This window comes from Neobacillus sp. NPDC058068 (assembly GCF_042885335.1).
GTDB lineage: Bacteria > Bacillota > Bacilli > Bacillales > Cytobacillaceae > Neobacillus.
This window is the reverse complement of record NZ_JBHVSI010000014.1, coordinates 42,352-68,427: the sequence shown is the minus strand read 5'-3', so window position 1 is coordinate 68,427 and position 26,076 is coordinate 42,352. Positions and strand designations below refer to the sequence as shown.

Genomic DNA, 26,076 nt, shown 5'->3' with positions numbered 1-26,076 from the left:
CTCAACCCTTGTAGGTGGTGTGGAATGAAAGAAAAACTGGTTTACATCAGAGCTAAATCGGATAAAGTGCCTCCCTTACAACAGAGATCAGTAAGGGTATTGTTTGTATTTTTGTTAGGAGCTTTATTGGGATTCTTGGCAAACTTCTCAGATGGCTCAGTTATAGGGCTAATTGGAACTTACCTCAGTTTTTGGATTGTAATTGCAACAATCATTGCCGTTCGAAGTCGGTCGCCTAAAGCTGCGGCATTACATACATTTATTTTTCTAATGACAATGCTGATTGTTTATTATATCTATTCCATGGTGCAGTTTGGATTTTTTTCAATGGATTATTTTATCACTTGGGGAAGTATTGCCTTACTTTCACCGATAGGCGGTTATGCGGTGTGGTACGCCAAAGGAAATGGCTGGATTGCTGCACTTTGTGCTGCTTTACCAATTAGTGGACTATTGGTGGAAGGTTATAGTTTTTTCTATACGTTCTCAATCCCCCAGGGGTTTGATATCATCTCAGCTGCTATGTTATTTATCATTTTGCCTGCAAATCATTTTCAACGCTTACGCATGCTACCTATTGTCACTGTGCTATTTTTCTTGATGGAGCGGTTAGGAATACTCTATTACTTGCAGGGATAAAATGAAATTTTCTGTTGAAAGGAGCATATAAGATGATTCATATTCTGTTTGGCCAATCTTCTGCGGGCAGTTTAAGAGCAGGCTTTAGGGAGAAAGGAATAGATAAAAAAGAACAAATCATTTCCTTTTGGGATATGTTTTCGATTGGTCCTGTTCGGGGGTTACATGAAGAAGCAGGGCAGGGGTCACGTTTTGAATGGATGAAGGACGTAAAGAATGATGAATTTGGGGAATTTAAGGAATATTCGCATCATTTCCAGAAGACCATTAATCAGATAAGATCCATTCCTGTAGAGGCACCTATTACCATTTGGACTGCTGACAACGCACATGAACAGATAGGACTGCGATTTGTTTTGGATATATTGAAGGGGAAAAATAACGATATAACCGTTATTAACACGACAAAGTCATATGGAGAACTTTTTAATACAGGAAGAAGACAATATATCTTTTTGCATTCAGGCGAAATAAATCCTGACAAACTCCAAATAATATATGATCAAGGAGAAGGAAGAGTCCTAACTGACCATGATAAAGAAGATTATGAGAATGAATGGATTTCTTTATCAGAAAATCAGGAAACTTTAAGAATCTGGAGAAATGGAAGGATTGTGAGTGTTCCGGAAGACTATTACGACCCATTTATCATCCGAAAAGCTAAAAAGTTACATAGAAGGCAGGATACAAAAGACTTTATGAAATCTGCCAGATTAATTGGCGAGGTGCTAGGGCATTTAGACCAATATGTTGGTGATGAATTTTTGGAATATCGCCTAAGAAAGCTGATAGAAAAAGGGGTTTTTGATGTAGAAGGCAGTTTGATCGCTATGAGGTACTACAGTGTGAAATTGCGTTAGGAGAGGAAAAGCTAAATCCTGTGATCGTAATCATTTTGCTCAGTGTGTTTTTCATCGGCCTTAGGAAGGACATTTCTTTCGATCTCCAGCTGAGTTTTGTCCTTCATCGGCTTTATGAAGGACACTTCTTTCGATCTCTTGCTGAGTTTTGTCCTTCATCGGCTTTATGAAGGACATTTCTTTCGATCTCCAGCTGAGTTTTGTCCTTCATCGGCCTGATGAAGGACACTTCCCTCTATTTCCAACTGAGTTTTGTCCTTCATCAGCTTAATAAGGACAGAATAACAATATATTGAATTGCACACTTAAATTCACCATAAATCATGGTAATTCACCCTCACTCCAATAATATTTTTAACCATAGAGAATTCATATGTAAAAAAGTGGAGGAAATAATAAATTTCAAGGTCAGCCCCCCGCTAAGCAAAATGGTGGGGACTGCCCTTTTTTTGATAACTGCGTGCAAAAACCAATCAAACGTTTGATTAAGTTGCTGGATCCGTTGATATGACTGGCGTACAAAAACCAATCAAACGTTTGATTAAGTCGCTGGATCCGTTGATATGACTGGTGCGCAGAAACCAACCAAACGTTTGATTAAGTCGCTGGAGCCGTTGATAGGACTAGCGCGCAAAAACCAATCAAACGTTTGATTAAATCGCTGGATCCGTTGATATGACTGGCGTGCAAAAACCAATTAAACGTTTGATTAGATCACTAGAGCCGTTGATATGCTTACAAGTCTATATTGCTACTGAAATAAGGTGCCTGCGCTTAAATAATAGAAGTTGATATATTACTATTTATTAAATAGGTTGCAACGTTTCGACTTCCCCATTCGACTTTATAATGAAAAGGAGGGGATAGAAAAAATGGATATTGCTAAATTAGTACAAAAGGCGAAGAAGGGTAATGATGAAGCATTTGAACAGCTGATTAGTTCTGTTCGCCCGAAATTGTATCGGACTGCCTATTCATATGTAAGAAATGAGCAAGATGCTTTAGATATTTATCAAGAAACCATTTACAAAGCATACATTTCTCTTAAAATGTTAAAAAAACCCGAAAGTTTTCAGAGCTGGATTACAAAGATTCTCGTTTTCAAAGCTATTGATTTTATTCGAAAAGAATCGCGGCACTTTAGTACAGATGATGAGAAAATATTTGCTGAATTAATTTCTAATGAAAACGTCGATTACATAGCCCATTCAATGGATTTATCCGAGGCCTTTAAATTTTTGGATCCCAAATACAAGACAATTATTTTACTGAGGTACTATCACGATCTTTCTATTAAGGAAATTGCAGCCATTATGAATTATCCGGAAGGAACGGTAAAATCCCACTTACATCGAGTACAAAAAGAACTGAGGCCAATTTTAAAGGAGGGTTATATTTATGAATAAAGAAAACTTTAATCAATCAATTGATAACATAGATTTACCTCTTGAGAAGTTACTAGCGAGGGAAAAGGCCGCTATGTCCCAAGCAAAGAAAATGCGGAAGGTTGGCAGAACAACGAAGCATTCAATGCTAATTGCCTGCGGTTTATGTATAATCTTATTCGGCTCTGGATTTGTATCCTCGGGTATGGCCGCAGTGTTATCGAATATACCACTCATTGGCCCCATTTATAAGGAATTTAGGGATATTGCAACTGATAAAATAGAGAGAGATCAACTTGCGACAGTGATTGAAAAACAGGATAGCCATGATGGCTTAACGATGACTGTTAAAGAAGCGGCTTACGATGGTGGCAGGCTAATCGTAACAGTGGTCTATTCAGGGGAAAAAGCACTCTCACTTAAGGAAGAGAACGTCGGATATAATTATGTAACAATTAATGGAGAAGAATTCCAGGTAGCGATTGGTTCCGGTACGCAACGTCCGATCAATTCTAAAACAACTATTGAGCAACATCAATTCACTCTAGCTAAATACAATGAATACGGCGATAAAATTGAGGTAGCTGTCCATGGGAAAGATTTGTTTGGCTACAAAGGTAAATGGGGGGTGTCCTTCCCACTTGAAAAGATAAAGGGTGATATACACGAGTTCTATCCAGATGTGAAAACTGAGAAGGTTAACGAAGTTTATACGTTAACAGCTGACAAAGTAACATTTTCGCCACTATCAACAAGAATAGATGTAACAGTCGATTACCCCGCTGAACTAGATGAAAATGATAGATGGAAATGGTTTGATTTCTCCGTAGTCGATAATAATGGGATTGTCTATGATCGACTAAAACTGCAAGCGGGAATGGCTGGAAACTACGGACACCATATGGTTCTAGCATTGCCGCCAATGGATACGATACCAAAGTCACTCACACTTAAGCCAGCGGATATAAATAGTGAAGGGTATAGAGAAGATATAAAGGAATTAGAGCTGGTCGTTCCTTTGAAGAAAACGAAATAAAGATGTCAACAATCAATCTTTTCCCAAGCCACTATTTTTAAGTATTACTTCTAAGACTTGTCCCGTATTTAATGGGCTAAGTCTTTTTTTCTTACTATCTAAAAGTTGCAGGGTAAGGTTGCATTATCCCGGTTCTTGAAAAAGCATAATGTTCCTGCAGGGAATTTGTAGGTTTATGGTGAATTATGTAAAACAGGGGGCGGGGAGATGAACATTCATTTTGATTTTTCGTTGGATCTTATTGCGTATATAACTGAATTTTTAGCATGGTGTGTTATTGGATTTATTGTCTATCGCATCTATAAAAAACAAGCTGCGAAGCCAAAGGTCTGGAAAGTTATTGTAAGTGTACTGGTCGGTATTTTTTGTATTTCGATTAATTTGCAATTTTTTGGTGCGATTCTCAAAATCCCAATCTTACCACTTGGTGTTTGGATTTTGTATGGAATATTGAAGAGAATGGAAGGGCGCTGGCAGATATATCGGCGTTTCGCTTGGTTAGGCTTTTGGGCAAACTTTATTTTCTTGGCAGCAACGCTCATAGCCATTCCGGCCCATCTGCTACTATATCCTGAAGACGAGGTTTCAACGTATATCTCAAACGTAGAAAATGCCGCTATTATCAATATTCATCCTTCTGCGGGAGATCACTCACTAAATATAGAAAAACTGCAGAGCCAATTACATAACATGAGACAAGAAACGAGTTATAGCGAAGAGTGGTACGAAGAGACATATAAGGGGGCTGATTCTAAAAAGATAAACGAACGGTTTCCCTATCAACTCAGCGGAACTTTATCAAAATGGGGGAGCGGAGTGAAAGTAATTATATACGTTGAAGCTGATGGAAAAGGAATTTTGGTAACGGCACCGAATAAACAGCTCTATTTTCGCTGTAAAGACTCCTTGCTGAAAGGAGGGAAATAATCTGATGAAAAAAAAAATCTGGTTCTTGGCCTTGTTAGTGGTAGTTGTCCTGTCAGCAATAGCGATTTATTGGTTTTATTTTTCAAAACCTGATCCGTTTCTAACAAATAAACAATTGATTGAGGAAATTAATCAGCTCTTTCCAGAAGCGGATGTAAAAGTCATTCAAGACATGATTTCTATCGATAAACGACATTGGGTTGTCCCGTTTGTTGCTAAGGGAGACAAGTATGGCTTTAGTAATTGGGAATGGCAGCAGCATAATTGGGAGATTGCCTCCATTAATACAACAGAACAGCCTTATATTTGGAAGATTAATAGCGAAGATCCTTCAACCTTTCACTTTGTATGGAATATTCATCCGGCTGATCAAATCGGTTATCTAACGTTTTATTTAATCAGAGAGAGAGGATTCCATGGCAGCAATGGGCAAGTGACATATGATCCCGGAGTCCAAATGGCGAAAAAGGTCGCCCTTCATGAGAAATCTTATGGTGTATTGCAGCTGCCTGATGATTGGGCAGTATTCATGAACACATTTAAAAAAGTAGAATCGGCTAAAAATCCTGATAAATTAATCAAAACCCTTTTCCCCGATAAAAGGATGTATTTTGGCTGGACCGCCTATGACCAACTGGGGAAAGAGACAATCCCAAATGGTGATAATAACCAGGGATTTTCGAGCGGAGGTGGAGACATAGATTTCGTCATGTATTTGAATGAATCGAAAATTGAGTCTCCGAAAGATGGGGAATAAACACCTAGGATAAAATAGAGGGAATGAAAGGAAAAGTCTAGAATATATAAATAAAGGTGGAATAGCCATATTTTTACGAGGGGGAATGAAATCATGTCAAAAAAAGTTTTATTGATCGCCGGGGACGCCGTTGAGGCACTAGAGATTTATTATCCATATTTTCGCTGTCTAGAAGAAGGCTATGAAGTGCACATTGCGGCGCCATCGAAGAAAAAGCTGCAAACAGTTGTGCATGACTTTATCGGCTGGGATACTTATACGGAAAGCAAAGGATACTTAATTGAAGCCCAAATAGCCTTTGAAGATGTGAACCCTGAAGAATATGATGGATTAATTATCCCAGGGGGAAGGGCTCCTGAGTACATTCGCTTAAATGAAAATGTTCCAAGAATTGTCGCGCATTTCTTTGAAGCGAATAAACCAGTTGGCGCCATTTGTCATGCAAGTCTAGTTTTGACAACGGTTCGCCAATACATGGAAGGACGGGAGCTGACCGCCTATATCGCCTGCAAACCAGATGTTGAAGCAGCAGGTGCCACCTATATCGAGAATCCACTGCATGTGCAGGGAAATCTTGTTTCCGGTCATGCCTGGCCGGATTTGCCGGGCTTCATGAGGGAATTTATTAAACAATTAAACCATTAAGGAACTTATCCACAGCGGTGCCTGACACCAACAAAAAAGTTATTGACAAAAATTTTTATTTGTGCTATAATTTATGGTTTGTTTACATATAATTACTTCCGTCGTATTATGAACTCCTGGCTATATTTTAGCTGGGAGTTTTTTGCTTTTTAAACGAAGGGGGAGTTATTTTGGATAAAACCAAAAAGAGTTTAACTGCGCTAGTCAGCTGCTTTGCCAGGGGATATCATGCATCGAAGAGCAGCCATCCTGTCTTTAATGACCGTGTTGCTCATTCACTTTTGCATGATGAAGAAAAACAGTTAATTGCTGCTAACTGGGCCAATGCTATAGCTTTCTTTGATCCGGAGAAGGGTGCTGCATTAAAGACGTTTGACGAAAAGTTGGAATGGGTGATGAATAACCAGACGGTTCCCCAATTAGTCAGCCGGGCAAGGTATGCAGAAGACGGTCTCGTGTCGGCTATCGCAAGAGGTGTAAGACAATATGTCATTTTAGGTGCCGGCCTTGATACCTTTGCCTTAAGACAAGAACATCTCCCAGACGACTTTATCATCTATGAGGTAGACCATCCCGCAACCCAAGCATTTAAAGTAAACCGCCTTCACGAAATGGGTATTGCCATTCCTGCTAATGTGAAATTTGTTCCCTTAGATTTTAAACATGATTCCTTACGCGACGAGCTGAAGCGAAGCGGCTATGATGAACAGAAATATGCCTATTTTAGTTTGTTAGGTGTCGTGATGTACTTAGAGAAACGCGATTTTTACAAACTTCTTTCTTCTATTTCAGCTATGTCCATGAACGGAAGCTCGTTCGTATTTGATTACCTTGACGATACCGCCTTTAATGATAAACTAGCTTCAAAAAAATTAACTCAAATGAGACAAATTACCGCCCAAACAGGTGAACCAATGGTTACCGGCTTTGATCCGTTTGAACTGGATCGCGAACTGCAAGAATGCAATATGTTATTATATGAAAATCTCTCGCCTGCGAATATTAATGAATTATACTTCGCAGCCCGGGAAGATGGATTGCACGCCTTCGACCATTTTCATTTTGCGCATTTAGTCGTTCATAAATAAATAGAAGAGATTCAAACACCATTTAAATTTTTTAATAACAGGTTCGGTTTTCTATCGCAAACATTTAAAAATATAACCAAAAATGACTATCAAATGGAAAGCTAATTTGATAGTCATTTTTTCTTAATAGATCAAACTATTTATTGGATATTTATGTTAAAGTAAAAACAGAGATTTTGAAAAATTTTACTTAAAGTAACGAACTTATAAAATTAGTTTGGAGGCTAAATTTTGAATAAAAAGAAATGGCTTGTAATTTCTTTATTAGTAGGGATACTTATTATTTCTGGTTTTTATCAATATTTGTCAAATGTGTCAAAACAGGAACAAAAGAATATTCTAAAAAAGGATACCATTTCATACTTAGTAGGAACGGGCTATGATGAAGAAACTGATATAAAAGATATATTTATATTGGATTTCCACGAACAAATCGATAATGACGAAATTGATAAATATCAAGCAATTGTTACTTTGGAAAATGAACCAGATAAATGGTATTTTTACACTTATAAAAAGAATACAAAAGAGTTAATACAATTTGATCTTATTAATAATAAGATAATAGAATTGCAAGAACACAAAGAATAAATATCAATTTTATAAACCTAGTATAAATTATAAACCATGAAGATAATAGCAAGGAAGGCGGCCGAGAGATTGAGTGCTGCCTTTTTTTGTAACTAAGAGTTAAGAAACAGCCCTTATGGTCATACTGTAGGATAAAGAAAGTCCTTTGGGGTGATTTCGTTGGGGAAAATAGCAAATCTTTGTTGGGAAGGTCTTACTCTAAAACATGTATCTCACAAAAAGATTGTTATTTCTTATTTATTGTTTATCTTTACTACATTTTTGTTTGAATTGTTTTTATTCATATTATATGGGGTTTCATGTTTTATTTTTTATTATTATGGCCATAGCCCAGATTTTGTTTTTTATGTATGTGGTGTCATTTTGATTTTAATTAAAATATTAACAGTTACAATGTTAAAAACAACGATATCAAGACACAAAAATGTTTTCTTAAAGGACTCTAGAAAAATGGTCCCTGACTGCTGAAAAAAGAGGCTTATAGCCGGAAAACGAACAATGCCAGTGGCACTGTTCGTTTTTTTAATCAATTAAATGTAGGTGTGAGGCTTGTGATTTGCGGCAGATAGCATAAATTTACAGGAGCCACGTAAAATATGAAACATTCATGGTTATTTTTCGTACATACAGTTAGGGAAGGAAGGTGTGCTGAATGAGCAGATATTCAATTGAAGAATTTATTAAAAAAACGGAGCAAGTGGATAAGGGTGAGGGGTTCTTTGAATTAGAGACTCCACGTTTGCTCGAAGTAAACCTGGACGGTCAAGTTTGGGCCAAGGCAGGCTCGATGGTTGCCTACCATGGAGAAATGAAATTTGTCCGAGAAGGAATCCTGGAGCACGGTCTTGGGACAGCCTTCAAAAAGGCATTAACCGGGGAGGGCGCCTCGTTAATGAAAGCAAATGGCAGGGGGAAATTATATCTTGCAGATAGCGGTAAAAAGATTGTTATCCTGAAGTTACAAAACGATTCAATCTTTATTAACGGCAATGATCTGCTTGCATTTGAACCAAGTATTAAGTGGAAGATTAAATTAATGAAACGGATTGCCGGAATGATGGCCGGTGGACTATTTAATGTCTATTGTGAAGGAACCGGGATGATTGCTTTTACTACCCATTATGAACCACTCACATTAAGAGTTACACCGGGTCAGCCCGTTATTACCGATCCAAATGCAACCGTCGCCTGGTCTGGAAACCTTCAGCCGGTTATTCAAACCGATATTAGTTTCAAAACCTTCCTTGGCAGGGGCAGCGGCGAGTCAATTCAAATGCGGTTTGAAGGAGATGGATTTGTGGTCGTTCAGCCATATGAAGAGGTTTATATGAATTCTAAACAGGGGTAATAAGTAAAAGAAAACCCGCTTAGTTGAAACGGGTTCTGTTACCTATCGCAAACATAAAAAATGTAAAGGAAAATGACTATCAAATTGTATATTAATTTGATAGTCATTTTTTATTGATATATAGCGATTTCTTTATAATTTCTCTTGGAATTTTTTTATGGAAATGACTAATGGGTGGAAAAGTTAAAAATTCAAAAATTATATGATTAAAATGCTGTTGAGCTTGTGTCTTTCCTCGTTGTTAACTCTTTCTTTTTAAGTAAGTTGTTTAATTTTTCTGAGCTTAGGAGCATTACTGCAACAAAAACAACAATACAAAGCGGGAAGATTCCTATTGTTGAATGTGTTGCAATGAAACCGAGAAGAGGTGGCAAAAATGTACTGCCTGTATAGGCCAAAGCCATTTGATAGCCCATAATTGTCTGGGAATGCTCCTTCCCAAAACGTGTTGGTGTTTCGTGTAACATACACGGAAATATCGGTGCTAATCCCAATCCAGTCATTATAAAACCTACAAGTGAGAAAATGGACGGCAATGGTAGGAAAAGAAGTACGGCACCCAATAATGCTATTATTTGCCCCATCCGAATGAGAGTAAGATTACTAATCTTAAAGGTAATAAAGCCTGTAATTAATCTACCAATTGTTATTCCAGCGTAATAAAAGGAAACCCATTGTGCCGCAAGTGCTACGTGTAACCCCTTAACATTTACCAAATAACTACTTCCCCAAAGACCCACTGTTGCTTCAACCCCACAATAAAACAAGAAGGATGTAAGAGCCAGTTTAACTCCTTTAATTTGTAAAGGTTTTATTTCTTTAGCTTCTTCATCATAAGAAATACTTTTTGACTCTTCGGTTCCTCCATTCTTGGTAATATTGCTGTTATTTTTCACTTTGTTCCATAAGGGCAATGTGAAGAAAAGGATTATAGCTAACGCAAGCTGAATTCCAGAAATAGCAAAATATCCGTTTCTCCAAGAATTTTGTCCTGAAATAAACTGAGCCATAATGATAGGACCAAGAGTTGCTCCAACTCCCCAAAAACAATGTAACCAACTCATATGGTGTGCCTTATAATGTGTAGCAACATAATCATTTAATCCTGCATCGATCGCTCCTGCTCCTAATCCAAGTGGTATAGCACATACAAATAACCAAACTATCGATGGAGCAAAATGAAATCCTAGCAAAGCACCAGCAGTCATTAAGACGCTGACAAATGTGACCTTACTAGTCCCGAACCTTCTAAGCACCTTCCCGCTGGCTAAACTGGAGATAATAGTACCACCTGCAATGGTCATAAAAAGGAATCCAGCCGTCTCCAATGGGGCCCCAATATCAGATTGCATCACAGGCCACGCTACCCCAAGCAATGAATCAGGTAAACCTAAGCTGATAAAAGCCAAATAAATTATCACTAAAAGGAGTGTCGCCATATTTTTATCCCGCCTACTTTTTAATTTTTTTATCTTTTGTTGCATTCAACATAAGTTCAAGCCCCAGTCTTTGTAATCCATATAAATAATCTTGTTTCCAATCACTTATTTTAAGGTTTGGAAGATGTTCTGACGGAATATATTTAGAGGTGACTATGACGATTTTTTCTATTACTGATTCTTCGACTTCATCATTGCAAAAAATGATGCTATGGGGGTTAATGATAGCCGTAAACGAGGCTACTAATCTGCTAATTGCAAGAATCTGATAATCTTCGCAGATCGGTACCTTTTTGGGTCCGGTTCCATTTTCCAATGCTTGCCGGAAATTCCGGTCATTATCCTGAGGGACGAATGAAACCTCTCCGGCGAAGAATGTATTTCCTCGCACCACATCTCCATTGATCATAAATCCCGCACCAGGACCATTTTGGCCGGAATACAAATATACAAGGGATTGATTCTCATTAATCCCCCTAATATGATGATATCCTAGAACAGCAGCATTCATGTCATTCTCTACTACAACAGGTATAGAAAAATGTTTCTCATAGAATCCTTTTACATCAAGATTTTGAAACTGCTCATAACCAGGTATATAAAAAATCCTTCCATTATCAACAGAACCAGGAACACCGATTGCGATAGAACTGATTTTTGGATATGCAGTCATTAATTTTTCAATGTACGTAGTTAATAAATGTAAACCATCCTCAACTAAAACACTTGGAACCTTCCCTTGTTCCTTTACTTCTCCAACACAATTAAAAATTGCATAATTCGTCTCAGTTCGCTCTAAGAAAATAGCTAAGCCCAGCATATATTCAGGATTGTATGTATATCTTTTTGCCCTTCTCCCGCCACTTGAATCATCTAAACCGACTAAAATAATTTCTTCATCCTTCTCCATCTGTGCTAGGAACTTACTTATTGTCGGGAGACTGATCTCTAATGTATGGCTTAGTTCAAGTTTTGTTGCACTTCCAAATTCTAAAAGAGTTGAACGAATGCCACGAAGGATGATCTTCTTCATAGATTTTGGAGTAGCTAGTAATTCACTCACTAAATTCACCACCTAAAAATACTTATTAAAGAACTTTTTAAAGAACTTTAATAAGTTAAGGTTAATATACCATATTAAATTTTTGAAAACAATGGAAATTGAAATTCATTCAATAACTCAAACATAAAGTAAACAAATCTCGGTAAGAAAGCAGAGGGAAAGTCCTTCATACCGTCGATGAAGGACAAATCCCCGCAAGAAAGCGGAGGAAAAGTCCTTCATAACGTGGATGAAGGACAAATCCCGGTAAGAAAGCAGAGGAAAAGTCCTTCATAACGTGGATGAAGGACAAATCCCCGCAAGAAAGCAGAGGAAAAGTCCTTCATACCGTCGATGAAGGACAAATCCCGGTAAGAAAGCTGTGAAAAAGTCCTTCATACCGTCGATGAAGGAAAATCCCGGTAAGAAAGCAGAGTAAAAGTCCTTCATACCGTCGATGAAGGACAAATCCCGGTAAGAAAGCAGAGAAAAAGTCCTTCATAACGTGGATGAAGGACAAATCCCGGTAAGAAAGCTGTGAAAAAGTCCTTCATACCGTCGATGAAGGACAAATCCCGGTAAGAAAGCAGAGGAAAAGTCCTTCATAACGTGGATGAAGGACAAATCCCGGTAAGAAAGCTGTGAAAAAGTCCTTCATAACGTGGATGAAGGACAAATCCCTGCAAGCCAAGAGGAGTAAAAGTCCTTCATACCGTCGATGAAGGACAAATCCCCGCAAGAAAACAGAGGAAAAGTCCTTCATACCGTCGATGAAGGACAAATCCCCGCAAGAAAGCGGAGTAAAAGTCCTTCATACCGTCGATGAAGGACAAATCCCGGTAAGAAAGCTGTGAAAAAGTCCTTCATACCGTCGATGAAAGACAAATCTCGGTAAGAAAGCGGAGTAAAAGTCCTTCATACCGTCGATGAAGGACAAATCCCCGCAAGAAAGCGGAGTAAAAGTCCTTCATTTATTTCATTCATAATAAGACCATTGATGAACTCCTACTTGTTTAAAATTCCTCGCTAAAACTCTTCTAATCGTCTTTTTACACGGCACACCGCCACACCAATCATAAATATTATTAGTGGTAATTTTCCGCTCAGGAAAAAGAAGCATATATTCCTTCACGTTTCGCAAAACGGCAGATGTAACCAAATCTTCGTGCCCACAATCTCCACATATACATTTTTGCCCACTAACAGTAATCGAAAACGAGTTACATACCTCACAATTATTCCCTTTCCGAAGATCCTCATATTTATAAGGGGGTAATAGTGTATAAGGATTTCCTTCAATATGTAGTGAAATTAATTTCTCAGCCAGCAACTTGTGTTTTCCACTTAATCTTGATGGTGTCGAATCAAAATTTTTCAAATAGTTATTTACCTGTGTTGGAAAAATAAAAGGCTTGTCGAGGGGTGCTTGGTATAGGGTGAACTCGGGATTGATAAAAACAACCTGGGCCTCAATAGGGAAGTTATACCCAATATTCTGGAGTAATTGACGTAGCAAGGATTCGCCGCGATTCAATTGATGTAGTGGATTATTATATTCCTTTTTGGGCTTCTTGTATAATCTGTCTGCGGCCGCGTCATAAAAATAATCGCCTTCATAATTTTTCACTTCGTAAACGTAAATAGTTTCAGAAATAATAAGTGAGTCAATTTGAAACATAGTGTTGTTCACCTTAAACAGCAAATCATTTAAAATATAGCATTCACATTGAAGCTTTTCTGTCAGCGAATCAAACATTACCTCCCCTTCATAACCCTTTTTTAGGCTGAAATAGTGCTGCTTGTCTTTTTCAGGCAAATTCATCCGTGTGTTTAAGAATCCGAGAATAATTAATTCAGTGGATTTAGTACGAGGTTTATAAGCCATATGCCACATCCTTTCTTATTTTCCAAATTCATTTTACAGGAAAATACTACCACTAAAAGCCTGAAGGAATGAATAGTTTGTTAACATTTTTTGAACCTTCTGTGTCAGCTCCATGCTGCCTTAAAGTACCTGTCACTATAATGCAGTGCTTCATACCAGATTTTCTATAAATAGCCTCTATTTTACCCATTAAAAAATTTTATTCAATATTACTTTGACAGATAGAGTAATATTAAGTAAAATTACTCTATCAGATAGAATAGTTAACGAGCAAGGAAGTGAAAACATGATAAGAAGCGATCTTATTCGCGGTCATTTGGATTCGATTATCTTGCGCCTGATTTTTGAACAAGACAGGTATGGGTATGAAATATCGAAGGAAATCAGCTTACGGACAGACAATCGCTTCCAGATTAAAGAGGCAACATTATATGCGGTTTTTCAGCGGCTAGAGAAAAAGGAACTCATCGAATCTTACATGGGAAGTGTTTCCCAAGGCGGGAAAAGGAAGTATTACACAATCACGACGCTTGGTAAAGCCTACCTAAGAGAAATGATTACGGAATGGATAGAAACAAAGGAAGTCATCGATTTATTTATGGAGGGATTAAAGTGAAGAAGCTAACAAATCATGTGGATGAGCTGTTTAAAGATGTTCCAGAGAGTGAGCAAAAGAAGGCCGTTAAGCAGGAGGTTTTAGAAAACCTTGAAGAAAAAGTGCTCGACTTAATGGAACAAGGTAAGGAAGAGGAGGATGCGATTAATAAGGCAATCGTTGATTTTGGCGATATTGAAGATTTAAAAAAGGAACTGGGTGTAAACCCGCCAGTTAAGAAAGATATGTCAAAATTAAATTTAGGCTATTCCATTTGGGGCAGTCTGCTGATCATTGCTTTGTTTATTTTTATAAATCTTACTTATTCCCCTAAGGTGATCTGGTTTGTCTATCCGACATTTGCGGTATTATGGTGGCCGTTAACGATGTATTTCAAATGGCTGCGTTCAAAGTAAGGAGGGTTGATTAAGATGAAGAAATATGATGAAGGTTTTGCAGTCGCGGGAAGTGTAATGACTATGGTGTTTTTTATACTTGTCAATTATTTAACAAGTCCACATTATCCTTGGTTTATTTATCCTTCCTTTGTTCTTTTGCTCTGGCCAATCGGTTTGTATTGTGTAAGGAAGGGGAAACACAAACATCTTGCCATTTCTTATAGTGCACTTATTCTAGCGTTTTTGACCGTTGAGAATTATCTCAATTCACCTAACTACTCGTGGTCGATATATGCCATTTATCCAATCTTCTGGTGGCCAATTCTTACATTTTTAGAGAAGCGTGCGCTAACAATGACTGTTGCATTGGTTGGAAGCATCAGTATTATTTTATATTATTCCATTCTTAATGTTGTTCTTTCTCCAGGGTATCCTTGGGTGATTTATCCAGCCTTCGTCGTGTTATGGTGGCCGCTTGCCCTTTATCATGCAAAGAAAAAGACATTTTTCGAATTCTCCATCCATGCCAGTCTGTTAATCGGTGTATTCTTTATCAGCGTGAATGTGATTTCCACACCCGATACCATTTGGGCGGTTTACCCAATTTTTTGTGTACTATGGTGGCCTCTAAGTATGTACTATTTCGTGTATAAAAGAAAATTAATAAAGTGATTTTTTTAATAAAAAAAAGCAGAGACTTTTCTCTGCTTTTTCATTGATATCCATTTTGAAGGTTATTTTTTCAAATGGTAAGGCACAGTCGTAATAATAACGTTTCTCCGATATAGCAAAAATGAACGGATCAGTAAGCTAGATTGGTTATGAAGAATATTGTGCCAGCCTTTTTTCGGAATAAACTGCGGTATCACCACGGTGACTTGATAATTTGATTCACTCGCTTTATGTTCAACCGTATCAACAAATTTAGTCAATGGTTGAATAATACTTCTATAGTGGGAGTGAAGGGTCACGAGTCGAACATCGGGCTGCCACATCTTCCATTTCTCTTCAAACTTTTTTTCATCTTCCCTTTCAAAAGAGACGTAAACAGCAATGATTTGGTCAGCTGAAAGAGATTTAGCATAATTGATGGAGTTTTCTACCACATGTGTAATGCCCGCAACAGGTACGATGATGACATTTCCTTCAATCGGAACAGCAGGCTCACAAGTTGTGATCCGTAGTTGGTCGCCTACTGCATCATAATGCTTTCTTATTCTGTGAAAGACCAAAATGATTAGGGGTAGGAAAATGAACACAGGCCATACCCGATCGAGCTTAGTTAAAAAGAACACGATCGTAACAGTAAAACTAATCAATGCCCCCGTTGTGTTAATAATCAGCTTTACTATCCATCCGTTAGGTTTTTCGCGAACCCATTTCACCATCATTCCTGTTTGCGACAGCGTAAACGGAATGAAAACCCCAACTGCATAAAGAGGGATTAGATGCTCCGTCTGACCATTGAAAGCTATAATTAAAAGGATCGAAGCAAATCCAAGGATGATGATGCCATTGGAGTAACCCAGTCTGTCACCTCGAATAGTAAACATTCTTGGGATAAATTTATCCTTAGCCAGATTCACAGCCAGCAATGGAAAAGCTGAATAACCCGTATTGGCAGCAAGGATTAAAATCAATGCCGTTGTTCCTTGGATAAAGTAATACATTCCATTCCGTCCAAAGGTTGCCTCCGCAATTTGTGAGACGACCGTCACATCAGCACGAGGAGAAATTCCATAATAATAGGCTAGAAATACGATACCGGAAAAAAGTAAAGCTAGTAAAATTCCCATGGCCATTAATGTTTTGGCTGCATTTTTCGGTGCTGGGTCTTTAAAGTTTGGTATCGCATTGGATATAGCCTCAACCCCTGTAAGTGCAGAGCTGCCGGAAGCAAATGCCCTTAAAAGAATAAACAGACTAATTCCTGCTACAGGTGTACCGAGTGGTGCAGATAAATCTGGTGAAACTTTACCTGTTAAGATGTTGAATAACCCAACTCCAATTAAGATAAATAAGGCAAACACAAATAAATAAACAGGATAGGCTAAAATCGAAGCGGACTCTGTTAGCCCTCTTAAGTTCAAGATTGTTATTAACAGGACGAATATAATCGCAATGCTTACCTTATGTGAATGTAAAGCAGGAAAAGCAGATGTAATGGCATCCGTGCCAGCTGAGATACTTACTGCGACCGTTAAAATATAATCAACTAATAACGATCCTCCAGCAATTAGTCCTGGAGTAACCCCTAAATTTTCCTTCGAAACCACATACGCTCCGCCGCCATGTGGATAGGCAAAGATAATTTGGCGATAGGATAGAATTAATGCGGCAAGTAGAATTAACACTCCGATCCCAATGGGAATGGAGTACCAGAAGGCAAGGGTTCCCAGTGTAACAAGGACAATCAATATTTGTTCCGGACCATATGCAACGGAAGATAATGCATCGGAAGAAAGAATCGCTAATGCTTTTGTTTTAATAAGCTTTTGTTCCCCTAAAGCCGTTGATTTTAAAGGACGTCCAATTAAAAACCTCTTTATAGAAGAAATCACAGCCGTTCACCGCCGTATAGTTAGTATTCTTTTTTTAAAAAATTCCTGAAATCAAAAGATAATTTTAAAACAAAAAAAGCCTACAAGTCATAAATGAATAGACCTGTAGACATTACATTCCATGTCCCACAAGTTCCACCTTCCTTCTCATATAACGCTTACGAGGTTAGCTGTCGGATTCGGGCCATTGAGTAGCCCTACCTATAATTAGGATTCACCCCTTGGGTTATTAATAACCCAAAAAAATGGTTCCCCCGTACCAAAAGGTTTCAGCGATTTAGAAATTTGAAACTGTTGATTATCATACTCCCGTACTTAGAAAAAGTAAATAAAAAAATTATAATATTAGGGACTCGTGAATCCTTGAACCATGGTAGGTAAATAATAATGATATTTCATACCCCAGAATAGGATGGATAACATGTCTACTCAAAAGAAACCGATATTAACAGATGAGTTTTTAGACGAATTGGCAAAAGAAATTTCTCAACTATATGGCGGTCCCGAATATGAAAACAGTGATATGCAGGTAAAGCAGGACAATTGACAACAAAACTCTAGGAAAAGAGAGAAACTGTCTTTCGTAAGTCACCCGAAGGACAAAGGTCGCCCGGGAAAGAGGGAAACTGTCCTTCATAAGTCACCCGAGGGACAAAGGTCGCCTGGGAAAGAGAGAAACTGTCCTTCGTAAGTCGCCCCGAAGGACAAAGATCGCCCAGGAAAGAGAGAAACTGTCCTTCGTAAGTCACCCGAAGGACAAAGGTCGCGCGGGAAAGAGGGAAACTGTCCTTCGTAAGTCACCCGAAGGACAAAGGTCGCCCGATAAGGAGGGAAACTGTCCTTCGTAAGTCACCCGAAGGACAAAGGTCGCCTAGGAAAGAGGGAAACTGTCCTTCGTAAGTCACCCGAAGGACAAAAGTCGCCCAGGAAAGAGGGAAACTGTCCTTCGTGGGTCACCCGAAGGACAAAGGTCGCCAGGGAAAGAGGGAAACTGTCCTTCGTAAGTCGCCCGAAGGACAAAGGTCGCCCAGGAAAGAGAGAAACTGTCTTTCGTAAGTCGCCCGAAGGACAAAGGTCGCCCGGGAAAGAGGAAAACTGTCCTTCGTAAGGTACTCCAGAGACAAAACGCCACTTAAGCGAAGACCATGATTACCCTCATTAGGTCCACGGGGATAAATAAGATAAAAGAATATGATACATTGTTTAGTTTAGGTACCATCAATCAAGCGATTATTCATAATAAGCCCAATTCCGGACCCCTATAATTTTAAAGTTCTTCCCCAGAATCCTACTTATCCTCTTCCTGCACTCAATCACCTTGCACCACTCAAAAACCTCACTGGTAGTAATTTTCCAATCCGGAAAAAGAAGCTTAATCTCCCTAACAGTCCGCACTACGGCAGACTCAACACTCTCCACATGTCCGCAATCACCACAAACACAGTTATTAACACCGACAAAAATCGAAAAGGAGCTGCATAACTCACAAGTAATCCCTTTTCGTAACTTATCATACCCATATGGCGGCAGCCTTGGATATGGTGGCTCTATAATATCTAGAGAAATAAATTTGTTGGCTAGTTTCTCGTGCTTTCCATTTAGTTTTGAAGGAGTCGTATTTATGTTTTTTAGATAACGATTAACCTGAGTAGGAAAAATAATTGGCTCGTTCCGGGAGGCTTGGTATAAGGTGAACTCGGGATTGACATAAACTACCCGAGCCTCAATAGGCATATAAAGGCCAAGATTTTGGAGCAGCTGGCGGAGCAGAGATGAACTACGTTTCAACTGAAGCAGCGGATCTTTTCGCTCGGAGCCATTTGCTGAGTAGAGCAATTGCTTTTCGTAATAATAATCACCTTCAAAGTTTTTAACCTCGTTCATGTAAATAGTTTGTTGTAAAATAATCAATGAATCAATTTGGAACTTAGTATTGTTGAACTCAAGCAGCACCCCGTTTACTGTCAAACATTCGCACTCTAGCTTGTCCGTCAAGGAATTAAACAGCACCTCGCCTTCATAGCCTTTTTTAAGGCTTAAGTAGTTTTTTCTGTCATCCTTGGACAAAGTCATCCGAGTGTTTAAAAAGCCCAGAATGATTAATTCGGCCGGTTTTATGAGAGGCTTTTTATTCATGTGCCACATCCTTTCTTATTTCACAAAAACATTTCACCTCCATTCTATAGAAAAATGCCAACAACACTGCTCGAAAAAATGAATAATTTGTTAATTTTTCCGAAGGAACGGCTATATTCCCATTGTTCGGAAAATTCTTGACACCACAACGCATTAAATGCTATTATTTTCCTCTGTGACTTAAAAAAGCAGGGGAGGGGAAACAAGTTGATTTACTTAGAAGGCATTAGCAAATCCTATAAGATTGCCAAGCGTTCATCGGGACTACGGGAGGCAGCAAAAGCACTTTTCTACCGAGAACATACGATAGTTAACGCACTGAAGGACATCTCCTTTTCTATTAATCAAGGAGAAATCGTCGGCTATATCGGTCCGAACGGAGCGGGCAAATCGACAACGATCAAAATCATGAGCGGCATTTTGGCGCCTGACACCGGGAAATGCACAATTATGGGTTATACACCGTGGAAAGACCGAACTGAGTATGTAAAAAATATCGGTGTAGTCTTTGGTCAGCGGTCCCAGCTCTGGTGGGATGTGCCGGTGATCGATTCGTTTGAACTCCTAAAAGATATTTATAAGGTGCCACAACAAGAATATAAACCTACGATTGACTTACTCATTGAAACTCTCGAACTGCAAAATATCATCCATTCACCCGTCCGTCAACTAAGCTTAGGGCAGCGGATGCGCTGCGAGATTGCAGCTTCCCTAATTCATAATCCGAAAATATTATTTTTAGATGAACCAACCATCGGACTGGATGCTGTTTCAAAGATTGCTGTCCGCCAATTTATCAAAACAATTAATCAGGAAAAGGGAGTCACAGTCATTCTGACGACACACGATATGAATGATATCGAGGCCTTGGCTGACAGGGTCATTTTAATAGGTAAGGGCAGCTTGTTATATGATGGAAACCTAGAGGAATTAAGGAAACAATTCGGCACCACTAAAATAATAACGGCTGATTATGCAAAAAATACTGTTCCCATTCAAATCCCCGGGACCGCCACACTTTCATGGACACCTGAAAGAATAGTGCTGAGCATCGATACGGAAAGGGTAAAAACCTCAGAGGTCATTACTCAATTGTCCAACAAGGTTGAACTCCTCGATGTCACCATTGAAACTCAGCCAATCGAAGACATTATCGTCCAGCTCTACAAGGAGTATCAAATATGAAGATGTATCTAGCGGTTTTGAGGCTGCGGCTTAATATGGGGATGCAATATCGGGCGGCTGCACTCGCCGGGGTGGCGACGCAATTTTTCTGGGGATTTATCATGATTATGGTATTTGAAGCATTCTACGAACACGCTGCCCAAACACCGCCAATTTCCTTAAAAGAATTAATTCAATACATATGGCTGCAGCAGGCGTTTCTTGTTTTCGTCATGATGTGGTTTCGCGACAATGAACTATTCGATCTGATTACAAGCGGGAATATCGCTTATGAGCTTTGCCGGCCAAGCGGACTTTACGGCTTTTGGTATGCCAAGCTCCTCGCACAACGTTTGTCGAGCGCTTTGTTACGCTGTTTCCCGATTTTAATCGTTGCCTATCTTTTGCCCAAACCATACAACCTAGAACCCCCGCCTAGCATATGGGCATTTTTATTGTTTTTAAGCGCCTTACTATTGGGCTTACTGCTGTTGGTTGCCATCTCGATGTTCTTATATATATCCGTATTCATCACCTTGTCGCCTACGGGGTCACTACTTTTGTTTGGCATTCTTAGTGAATTTTTTGCCGGATTAGTTATTCCTGTACCATTGATGCCGGATTGGCTGCAAAAAATAGCTTATGTGCTTCCGTTTCGCTGGACGGCCGATTTTCCGTTTCGGGTCTATTCCGGACATATCCCGGAGCAAGATGCAATCATCGGAATTCTCGTTCAGCTGTCCTATCTGACTGTCCTCGTTTGGATAGGTAGAAAAGCACTTAACGGTGTACTAAAAAAAGTAGTAGTTCAGGGAGGTTAGAAAGCGGTGAAACTTTATTTTAAATATCTTTCAATCCATTTCAAATCGCAAATGCAATACCGCACCTCGTTTTGGCTGCTATCGATTGGTCAGTTTTTTATCCCTTTTTCCATCTTTGCCGGCCTGTACTTTTTGTTTGAACGGTTTGGGCAAATAAAGGGCTGGCAATTTTTCGAGGTGGCCCTGTGTTTTGCGATTATCCACATGGCCTTCAGTTTGAGCGAATGTTTTGCCCGCGGTTTTGACATGTTTTCTAGCCTTGTCATCAAAGGGGAGTTTGATCGCTTGCTTGTGCGGCCGCGGAGTACCTTTGTTCAAGTCATCGGCTCAAAATTTGAGTTTACAAGAGTTGGCCGACTGCTTCAGAGTGTGATTGTTTTAGTCTGGGCTTTAAGCAATCTTCCCATCGAGTGGAGCGCAATCAAAGCCATTACCCTTGCGCTGATGATTGTGAGTGGTGTGTTTATTTTCACCGGAATCTATATGCTTGCCGCCGCGATGTGTTTTTGGACGGTTCAAGGCCTTGAAGTAGCAAGTATTTTTACCGACGGAGGCAGGGAGATGGCGCAATACCCGTTAAATATTTATCAAAAATGGGTTGCCCGTTTCTTTACCTATGTCATTCCTTTTGGAACCGTAAATTACCTGCCATTACAATATATTCTCGGAAAAGCAGACGGAAACGAGCTTATCCATATGCTGACTCCCGTTCTGGGGAGCCTGTTTATCCTTCCATGTTTTCTCGTCTGGAAATTTGGTGTCAGGCACTATCGGTCCACTGGGTCATAATCAATGAATGATGAAGGTTAATTTTTGACAAGAAAGTATTTACTTATAGGTGGCAAGTGGAAAGGTATTGGTAGAGGAGGGTAAAGTGTACGTAACGAAGAGTAAATATTGAAATATGATAAAATATTCTCTAGGGGTTCTACTATAGAGGGGTGGGGGAGTATGCTTGGAAAAAAACAGTATTCTTGTTGTAGCATATATGAAGAACACGTTACAGTCGCTTGTCTCCCAATTAACCGAAATTGGTTTACAAGATTATTTTCACATTGATGCTAGAAAAGTAGATGAGTTGGATCATCTTTCAATAAGAAAGTATTCCCTCGTGCTTATTTCAAGCGCGATTGTTTATAAAATGGTAAAACCCTATTTGCCTGAAGATATGCAGTATATCATTACGAAAAGAACAATCAATTATGCAAATATTAGGGGATTGTTGGAAATTCCGAAAGGTACAATGGTTTATTTGGTAAGTGATTTAAAACAGTCGACAGAAGAAACTATCCGAATCCTCAAAGAAACGGGAATTGATCTAGATTTTCGTCCGTTTTATTCACAAGAAGAACCAAACAAAGATATTACGATAGCTGTGACGGCCGGGGAGCCACAGTTAGTGCCAACACATATTAAAAAAGTGATTAATATTGGAAGTCGATTAATAGATATCTCAACATTAGTAGAATTATTTAATCATTTCCAAATTTCACCCTTTTCTTCAACTACTCATTTATCTGCAAGATTTATGCAATCGTTGGTTGATATTACAAAAGAACTTAGTGACGAAATGTTTCGCTCGAAACTATTGCAAAAGAGTTTGGAAAATATCATTCAGAATATGGATGATGCGGTTTTAGTTTATAATAATAGCTTACAAATAGAAGTATTTAATCAACATGCGGGAGAAATTCTGGAGCTCGACTCGGTAAAGTCGACCAAACCTTATTTGAATGATTTAAGTGACTCCTATCGTGACGCGATTAAGAATATGGCAGTCGGTCAAGAAAGCTTTGTCGAAATTGATGAAACAACCTTTTATATGAGGAAAAAGAGAATTATTATCGATGCACAGGTGTACTCAACGCTTATCATTTTTCGGAAAGCAGAGGATTATCGAAAAATCGAGCATGACTACCGTTTTAAAGCAAAGCAAAAAAACTTATTAGCAAGGTATTACTTCGATGACGTTAAAACAGTCAATGAATCTGTTTTAAATATGATCAAAATAGCCCAAAGGCTGGCAAGAAGTAATTCAACCATCCTAATCTTAGGTGAAACTGGTACAGGCAAAGAAGTGTTGGCACAAGCCATCCATAATCATTCACCCAGAAAACCCCAACCCTTTATTGGGGTAAACTTTGCGGCTATTTCTGAGAGTTTAATGGAAAGTGAACTATTTGGTTATGAAGCAGGAGCGTTTACAGGTGCAAATAAAAGTGGTCGTATTGGAATGTTTGAACAAGCCCATATGGGGAGTATTTTTCTCGACGAGATTGGCGATGCATCAGCTGTTATTCAAAATCGCCTGTTAAGAGTCCTTCAGGAAAGACAGATCATGCGGGTAGGCGGGGACAGAGTCATTCCCTTAGATGTTAGAGTGATCGCGGCAACAAATAAAGATCTACATCAACTGATTGCTGAAGGGACATTCCGTGAAGATTTATTTTATCGACTAAATGTTTTACCTTTGAGGCTCCTGCCACTAAGGGAAAGAAAAGAAGACATACCACTGCTGATCAATATTTTTATTAAAGAATTTCAAGAAATGCTTGGTAGACCCCCATTTGCTTTTTCAAAAGCAGCCTTAGAGCTTTGTCAAGAATACCATTGGCCAGGGAATATTAGAGAGCTCCGCAATGTTGTAGAATATGCTGCTCATATTTCCGGTGACATTGTCTTTAAAGAAGACCTTCCGATGGGGAGTAACGCATTTACATACCAGTCAGACCTTCTTATGAATGAAGCATTAAAAGTGATTGCGGAAGAATTTAAAAGAAAAGGGTTCCTTTCTGAGATATTGGTTATGTTAGAGTTTTTAAATTCTGAGCATGTTTCCTCTGCCGGCAGGTCGGCGATAGTAGACTATTTGAATAAGCGGGAATTCAATCTGACAGACCAGCAGCTACGGTACAGACAGGGGTTACTCAATCATCATGAATTAATCATCATAGAAAAAGGAAGAAAAGGAAGCAGGATTGCCGAAAAAGGAAAGAAATTCCTTGAGTATTATAAAGAAAATCCGCTGGCTGGAGAACTTCGAAGGGCGAAGATAGAGGTGTAGTTGAACGGATACTTTCCTGATAGGCGAAAAAAGCAAGTGTTAACGCACTTGCTTTTTTTCTGAAAAGAAGCTATTAATAATCAAGGTTTGCCAGATGGAAAATAGCGTTAGCATAAATGGCTGTGGCTTTATTGAGATCTTCCATTTCAACATATTCATTTTTTTGGTGGGCGGTATTTTCTTTACCAGGGAAAACCGCCCCAAAAGCTACTCCGTTTTCAATAAAACGAGCATAGGTGGCTCCTCCAGTAGTTAACAAAGTCGCCTGAGTATTTGTTTCTTCTTCATATGCTTGTTGAAGGACCTTGATTACTGGGTGATTCTGGTCAACGTGATGTGGTTTCTTTTCTCTTACCTCTTCCACATCGAATCCATATTTTTGAGCGGTTTCGTTTAACTTTTCTATTGTCCTTAAATAAGGAGTTTCAACAGGGCATCGTATATTTAATGAGATATAGGCATCCTCTTGGTGTGCGAAGCGGAAAATTCCTGCGTTTACCGTGAGTGGTCCTGTTATTTCATCAGAAAACGAGATATTCAGCTTTTCTCCCCAAAAATCCTCCGCTAAACAATCTGAAATAAATGTAAAGTATGATCCATTGTCAATTGAATTTTTAATGAGAAACTGTGCTAGTGTATTCCCTGCATTAATCCCTTTGTCTGGTTCCATTCCGTGAGCTGATGTTCCCTTTAGTGTTAGTCTGATTGAATTTCCATTATTTTCATAGGAGAACTCAAGCTTCTGACTAATTGCAAATCTAATAAACTCTCTTTCTACATATTCAAGGTTATGGCCAATGAGTGTAGCCTGTGCTTGATCCGGTACCATATTTCCTTTTTCTCCTGAGGAAAAAGAAACTACCTTGAATGGATCGTCATTTTGGGTATCCTGCGCTCTCCATTTTAATACAGCATTAATTTGGCCTTTTTCAGCATGAATAATCGGGAATTCTGCATCTGGGGCAAAGCCTGTTAAAGGTGCAGGCTCCACTTGAACATATTTTTTCATGCACGTCATTCCGCTTTCCTCATCTGTTCCAAAAATAATCCTCACTCTATGCTTTAAAGATAATTCATTCTCTTTAATAATCTTTAGTGCATAATATGCGGCCATTGTGGGCCCTTTATCGTCGATTGCTCCTCTGGCGTATAACTTGCCGTTTCTTATATCAGGGGAGAAGGGATCAGTATCCCATTCACCGGTGGCAGGAACCACATCCAAATGGCATAAGATAGCAATATAGTGTGATGCATCTTCGGGACCTAGTTCAGCGAATCCAACATAATTATCGATATTTTTTGTCCTAAATCCATCCTGTTTAGCTTTTTCCAGCATAAAATCAAGCGCTTTTTTAATTGTTGCTCCCATCGGAGCTTGTTCAGATGAGGTTGATAAATCTTTCACGCTTGGAATTTTTAATAGAGTAGTTAAATCATCTACTAATAAATCCTTCCTTTTATTTACTTCTTCCTTCCAATTCAATGGTAGCCCCTCCTTTTCAGTTCAATTACCATAGATGCAAGTTTTGTACCAAGTTTCCTTTCTTATGGGAATAGTGTTAAAAGAAAAATAGGGTAACCAATTATCTAAATAGAACTGAAATTATGCAAAAGTGGTTAACCTATTTATTTTTAGAAAAGGTTGATTATTCAAATTTCAGTGTAAAATAACGGATTTCAATTGTTGGCATGGAA

At 38.8% G+C, this 26,076-nt stretch carries 24 protein-coding genes and 1 riboswitch; of the genes, 18 read left to right on the top strand and 6 right to left on the bottom strand.

Features of this window, described 5'->3' with window-relative positions; genetic code table 11:
• Nucleotides 1–24 precede the first annotated feature (24 nt).
• The 10 genes from ACFVSW_RS17170 (at nucleotide 25) to ACFVSW_RS17125 (ending at nucleotide 9,276) form a co-directional block, all read left to right on the top strand.
• Entirely contained in the window at nucleotides 25–639 is a 615-nt protein-coding gene (locus tag ACFVSW_RS17170; protein WP_387317872.1) for a DUF6518 family protein, read from the top strand.
• Nucleotides 640–671: 32 nt separating this feature from the next.
• Nucleotides 672–1,499: a DUF1835 domain-containing protein gene (locus ACFVSW_RS17165; RefSeq protein ID WP_387317871.1), complete on the top strand. Its 828-nt coding sequence runs from the start codon at nucleotides 672–674 to the stop codon at nucleotides 1,497–1,499.
• Nucleotides 1,500–2,371: 872 nt separating this feature from the next.
• Nucleotides 2,372–2,905, top strand: coding sequence for a sigma-70 family RNA polymerase sigma factor (locus ACFVSW_RS17160; RefSeq protein ID WP_387317870.1), 534 nt, complete (start codon nucleotides 2,372–2,374; stop codon nucleotides 2,903–2,905).
• Nucleotides 2,898–3,920 carry a DUF4179 domain-containing protein gene (locus tag ACFVSW_RS17155; RefSeq protein WP_387317869.1) on the top strand — a complete coding sequence of 341 codons (1,023 nt, stop codon included), beginning with the start codon at nucleotides 2,898–2,900 and terminating at the stop codon, nucleotides 3,918–3,920. The genes ACFVSW_RS17160 and ACFVSW_RS17155 overlap by 8 nt, the downstream gene beginning before the upstream one ends.
• Before the next feature lie 207 nt (nucleotides 3,921–4,127).
• Nucleotides 4,128–4,847, top strand: coding sequence for a hypothetical protein (locus ACFVSW_RS17150; RefSeq protein ID WP_387317868.1), 720 nt, complete (start codon nucleotides 4,128–4,130; stop codon nucleotides 4,845–4,847).
• A gap of 4 nt (nucleotides 4,848–4,851) precedes the next feature.
• Nucleotides 4,852–5,604 carry a hypothetical protein gene (locus ACFVSW_RS17145; RefSeq protein ID WP_387317867.1) on the top strand — a complete coding sequence of 251 codons (753 nt, stop codon included), beginning with the start codon at nucleotides 4,852–4,854 and terminating at the stop codon, nucleotides 5,602–5,604.
• Nucleotides 5,605–5,697: 93 nt separating this feature from the next.
• On the top strand, nucleotides 5,698–6,249 hold the full coding sequence (locus tag ACFVSW_RS17140; RefSeq protein WP_387317866.1) for a DJ-1/PfpI family protein: 552 nt from the start codon (nucleotides 5,698–5,700) through the stop codon (nucleotides 6,247–6,249).
• A 170-nt stretch (nucleotides 6,250–6,419) separates the two neighbouring features.
• Nucleotides 6,420–7,337: a class I SAM-dependent methyltransferase gene (locus ACFVSW_RS17135; RefSeq protein WP_387317865.1), complete on the top strand. Its 918-nt coding sequence runs from the start codon at nucleotides 6,420–6,422 to the stop codon at nucleotides 7,335–7,337.
• 231 nt (nucleotides 7,338–7,568) lie between these two features.
• Nucleotides 7,569–7,928 carry a hypothetical protein gene (locus ACFVSW_RS17130; protein ID WP_387317864.1) on the top strand — a complete coding sequence of 120 codons (360 nt, stop codon included), beginning with the start codon at nucleotides 7,569–7,571 and terminating at the stop codon, nucleotides 7,926–7,928.
• Nucleotides 7,929–8,580: 652 nt separating this feature from the next.
• Nucleotides 8,581–9,276 (top strand): AIM24 family protein, encoded by a 696-nt coding sequence (locus ACFVSW_RS17125; RefSeq protein WP_387317863.1) that lies wholly within the window; start codon nucleotides 8,581–8,583, stop codon nucleotides 9,274–9,276.
• 206 nt (nucleotides 9,277–9,482) lie between these two features.
• Here ACFVSW_RS17125 and ACFVSW_RS17120 read toward each other — a convergent pair whose 3' ends face one another.
• The 3 genes from ACFVSW_RS17120 to ACFVSW_RS17110 form a co-directional block, all read right to left on the bottom strand.
• Nucleotides 9,483–10,715: an MFS transporter gene (locus ACFVSW_RS17120; RefSeq protein ID WP_387317952.1), complete on the bottom strand. Its 1,233-nt coding sequence runs from the start codon at nucleotides 10,713–10,715 to the stop codon at nucleotides 9,483–9,485.
• A gap of 13 nt (nucleotides 10,716–10,728) precedes the next feature.
• A complete protein-coding gene (locus ACFVSW_RS17115) occupies nucleotides 10,729–11,778 on the bottom strand; it encodes an ROK family transcriptional regulator (protein WP_387317862.1) in 1,050 nt (349 codons plus the stop codon).
• Between the two features lie 955 nt (nucleotides 11,779–12,733).
• Nucleotides 12,734–13,642 (bottom strand): nuclease-related domain-containing protein, encoded by a 909-nt coding sequence (locus tag ACFVSW_RS17110; RefSeq protein WP_387317861.1) that lies wholly within the window; start codon nucleotides 13,640–13,642, stop codon nucleotides 12,734–12,736.
• 286 nt (nucleotides 13,643–13,928) lie between these two features.
• Between ACFVSW_RS17110 and ACFVSW_RS17105 the strand changes: the two genes are divergently transcribed.
• Genes ACFVSW_RS17105 through ACFVSW_RS17095 form a run of 3 tightly spaced genes read left to right on the top strand, consistent with a single transcriptional unit; the run spans nucleotide 13,929 to nucleotide 15,307 of the window.
• Nucleotides 13,929–14,258, top strand: a complete 330-nt coding sequence (locus ACFVSW_RS17105) for a PadR family transcriptional regulator (protein ID WP_387317860.1) — start codon at nucleotides 13,929–13,931, stop codon at nucleotides 14,256–14,258.
• Nucleotides 14,255–14,653: a permease prefix domain 1-containing protein gene (locus tag ACFVSW_RS17100; protein ID WP_387317859.1), complete on the top strand. Its 399-nt coding sequence runs from the start codon at nucleotides 14,255–14,257 to the stop codon at nucleotides 14,651–14,653. Before ACFVSW_RS17105 ends, ACFVSW_RS17100 begins: the two co-directional genes overlap by 4 nt.
• Before the next feature lie 15 nt (nucleotides 14,654–14,668).
• Nucleotides 14,669–15,307, top strand: a complete 639-nt coding sequence (locus tag ACFVSW_RS17095; protein WP_387317858.1) for a hypothetical protein — start codon at nucleotides 14,669–14,671, stop codon at nucleotides 15,305–15,307.
• Nucleotides 15,308–15,369: 62 nt separating this feature from the next.
• Here ACFVSW_RS17095 and ACFVSW_RS17090 read toward each other — a convergent pair whose 3' ends face one another.
• The gene (locus ACFVSW_RS17090) at nucleotides 15,370–17,196 is read right to left on the bottom strand and encodes an APC family permease (protein WP_387317857.1); all 1,827 of its coding nucleotides are present in this window, start codon (nucleotides 17,194–17,196) and stop codon (nucleotides 15,370–15,372) included.
• 139 nt (nucleotides 17,197–17,335) lie between these two features.
• A riboswitch (cyclic di-AMP (ydaO/yuaA leader) is annotated at nucleotides 17,336–17,481 on the bottom strand.
• Nucleotides 17,482–17,617: 136 nt separating this feature from the next.
• Here ACFVSW_RS17090 and ACFVSW_RS17085 point away from each other — a divergent pair.
• A complete protein-coding gene (locus tag ACFVSW_RS17085) occupies nucleotides 17,618–17,743 on the top strand; it encodes a bacitracin ABC transporter ATP-binding protein (RefSeq protein ID WP_387317856.1) in 126 nt (41 codons plus the stop codon).
• 683 nt (nucleotides 17,744–18,426) lie between these two features.
• On the opposite strand, the gene ACFVSW_RS17080 is transcribed toward ACFVSW_RS17085, so the two are convergent.
• Nucleotides 18,427–19,332, bottom strand: coding sequence for a nuclease-related domain-containing protein (locus tag ACFVSW_RS17080; RefSeq protein ID WP_387317855.1), 906 nt, complete (start codon nucleotides 19,330–19,332; stop codon nucleotides 18,427–18,429).
• Nucleotides 19,333–19,539: 207 nt separating this feature from the next.
• Between ACFVSW_RS17080 and ACFVSW_RS17075 the strand changes: the two genes are divergently transcribed.
• The 4 genes from ACFVSW_RS17075 to ACFVSW_RS17060 all read left to right on the top strand — a co-directional run bounded on the left by ACFVSW_RS17075 (nucleotide 19,540) and on the right by ACFVSW_RS17060 (nucleotide 24,381).
• Nucleotides 19,540–20,517, top strand: a complete 978-nt coding sequence (locus ACFVSW_RS17075) for an ABC transporter ATP-binding protein (RefSeq protein WP_387317854.1) — start codon at nucleotides 19,540–19,542, stop codon at nucleotides 20,515–20,517.
• Nucleotides 20,514–21,317 carry an ABC transporter permease gene (locus ACFVSW_RS17070; RefSeq protein ID WP_387317853.1) on the top strand — a complete coding sequence of 268 codons (804 nt, stop codon included), beginning with the start codon at nucleotides 20,514–20,516 and terminating at the stop codon, nucleotides 21,315–21,317. The genes ACFVSW_RS17075 and ACFVSW_RS17070 overlap by 4 nt, the downstream gene beginning before the upstream one ends.
• Nucleotides 21,318–21,323: 6 nt before the next feature.
• Nucleotides 21,324–22,106, top strand: a complete 783-nt coding sequence (locus tag ACFVSW_RS17065) for an ABC transporter permease (protein ID WP_387317852.1) — start codon at nucleotides 21,324–21,326, stop codon at nucleotides 22,104–22,106.
• Between the two features lie 166 nt (nucleotides 22,107–22,272).
• On the top strand, nucleotides 22,273–24,381 hold the full coding sequence (locus tag ACFVSW_RS17060) for a sigma-54 interaction domain-containing protein (RefSeq protein WP_387317851.1): 2,109 nt from the start codon (nucleotides 22,273–22,275) through the stop codon (nucleotides 24,379–24,381).
• Between the two features lie 73 nt (nucleotides 24,382–24,454).
• Here the strand turns inward: ACFVSW_RS17060 and pepV are convergent, their stop codons facing one another.
• Nucleotides 24,455–25,864, bottom strand: coding sequence for a dipeptidase PepV (gene pepV / locus ACFVSW_RS17055; protein WP_387317850.1), 1,410 nt, complete (start codon nucleotides 25,862–25,864; stop codon nucleotides 24,455–24,457).
• Between the last annotated feature and the right edge of the window lie 212 nt (nucleotides 25,865–26,076).

Bases quoted from the DNA above. Each gene is read 5' to 3' on its own strand.
- ACFVSW_RS17170 (WP_387317872.1), top strand. From the start codon at position 25: ATGAAAGAAAAACTGGTTTACATCAGAGCTAAATCGGATAAAGTGCCT.
- ACFVSW_RS17165 (WP_387317871.1), top strand. From the start codon at position 672: ATGATTCATATTCTGTTTGGCCAATCTTCTGCGGGCAGTTTAAGAGCA.
- ACFVSW_RS17160 (WP_387317870.1), top strand. From the start codon at position 2,372: ATGGATATTGCTAAATTAGTACAAAAGGCGAAGAAGGGTAATGATGAA.
- ACFVSW_RS17155 (WP_387317869.1), top strand. From the start codon at position 2,898: ATGAATAAAGAAAACTTTAATCAATCAATTGATAACATAGATTTACCT.
- ACFVSW_RS17150 (WP_387317868.1), top strand. From the start codon at position 4,128: ATGAACATTCATTTTGATTTTTCGTTGGATCTTATTGCGTATATAACT.
- ACFVSW_RS17145 (WP_387317867.1), top strand. From the start codon at position 4,852: ATGAAAAAAAAAATCTGGTTCTTGGCCTTGTTAGTGGTAGTTGTCCTG.
- ACFVSW_RS17140 (WP_387317866.1), top strand. From the start codon at position 5,698: ATGTCAAAAAAAGTTTTATTGATCGCCGGGGACGCCGTTGAGGCACTA.
- ACFVSW_RS17125 (WP_387317863.1), top strand. From the start codon at position 8,581: ATGAGCAGATATTCAATTGAAGAATTTATTAAAAAAACGGAGCAAGTG.
- ACFVSW_RS17120 (WP_387317952.1), bottom strand. From the start codon at position 10,715: ATGGCGACACTCCTTTTAGTGATAATTTATTTGGCTTTTATCAGCTTA.
- ACFVSW_RS17110 (WP_387317861.1), bottom strand. From the start codon at position 13,642: ATGGCTTATAAACCTCGTACTAAATCCACTGAATTAATTATTCTCGGA.
- ACFVSW_RS17105 (WP_387317860.1), top strand. From the start codon at position 13,929: ATGATAAGAAGCGATCTTATTCGCGGTCATTTGGATTCGATTATCTTG.
- ACFVSW_RS17095 (WP_387317858.1), top strand. From the start codon at position 14,669: ATGAAGAAATATGATGAAGGTTTTGCAGTCGCGGGAAGTGTAATGACT.
- ACFVSW_RS17085 (WP_387317856.1), top strand. From the start codon at position 17,618: ATGTCTACTCAAAAGAAACCGATATTAACAGATGAGTTTTTAGACGAA.
- ACFVSW_RS17080 (WP_387317855.1), bottom strand. From the start codon at position 19,332: ATGAATAAAAAGCCTCTCATAAAACCGGCCGAATTAATCATTCTGGGC.
- ACFVSW_RS17070 (WP_387317853.1), top strand. From the start codon at position 20,514: ATGAAGATGTATCTAGCGGTTTTGAGGCTGCGGCTTAATATGGGGATG.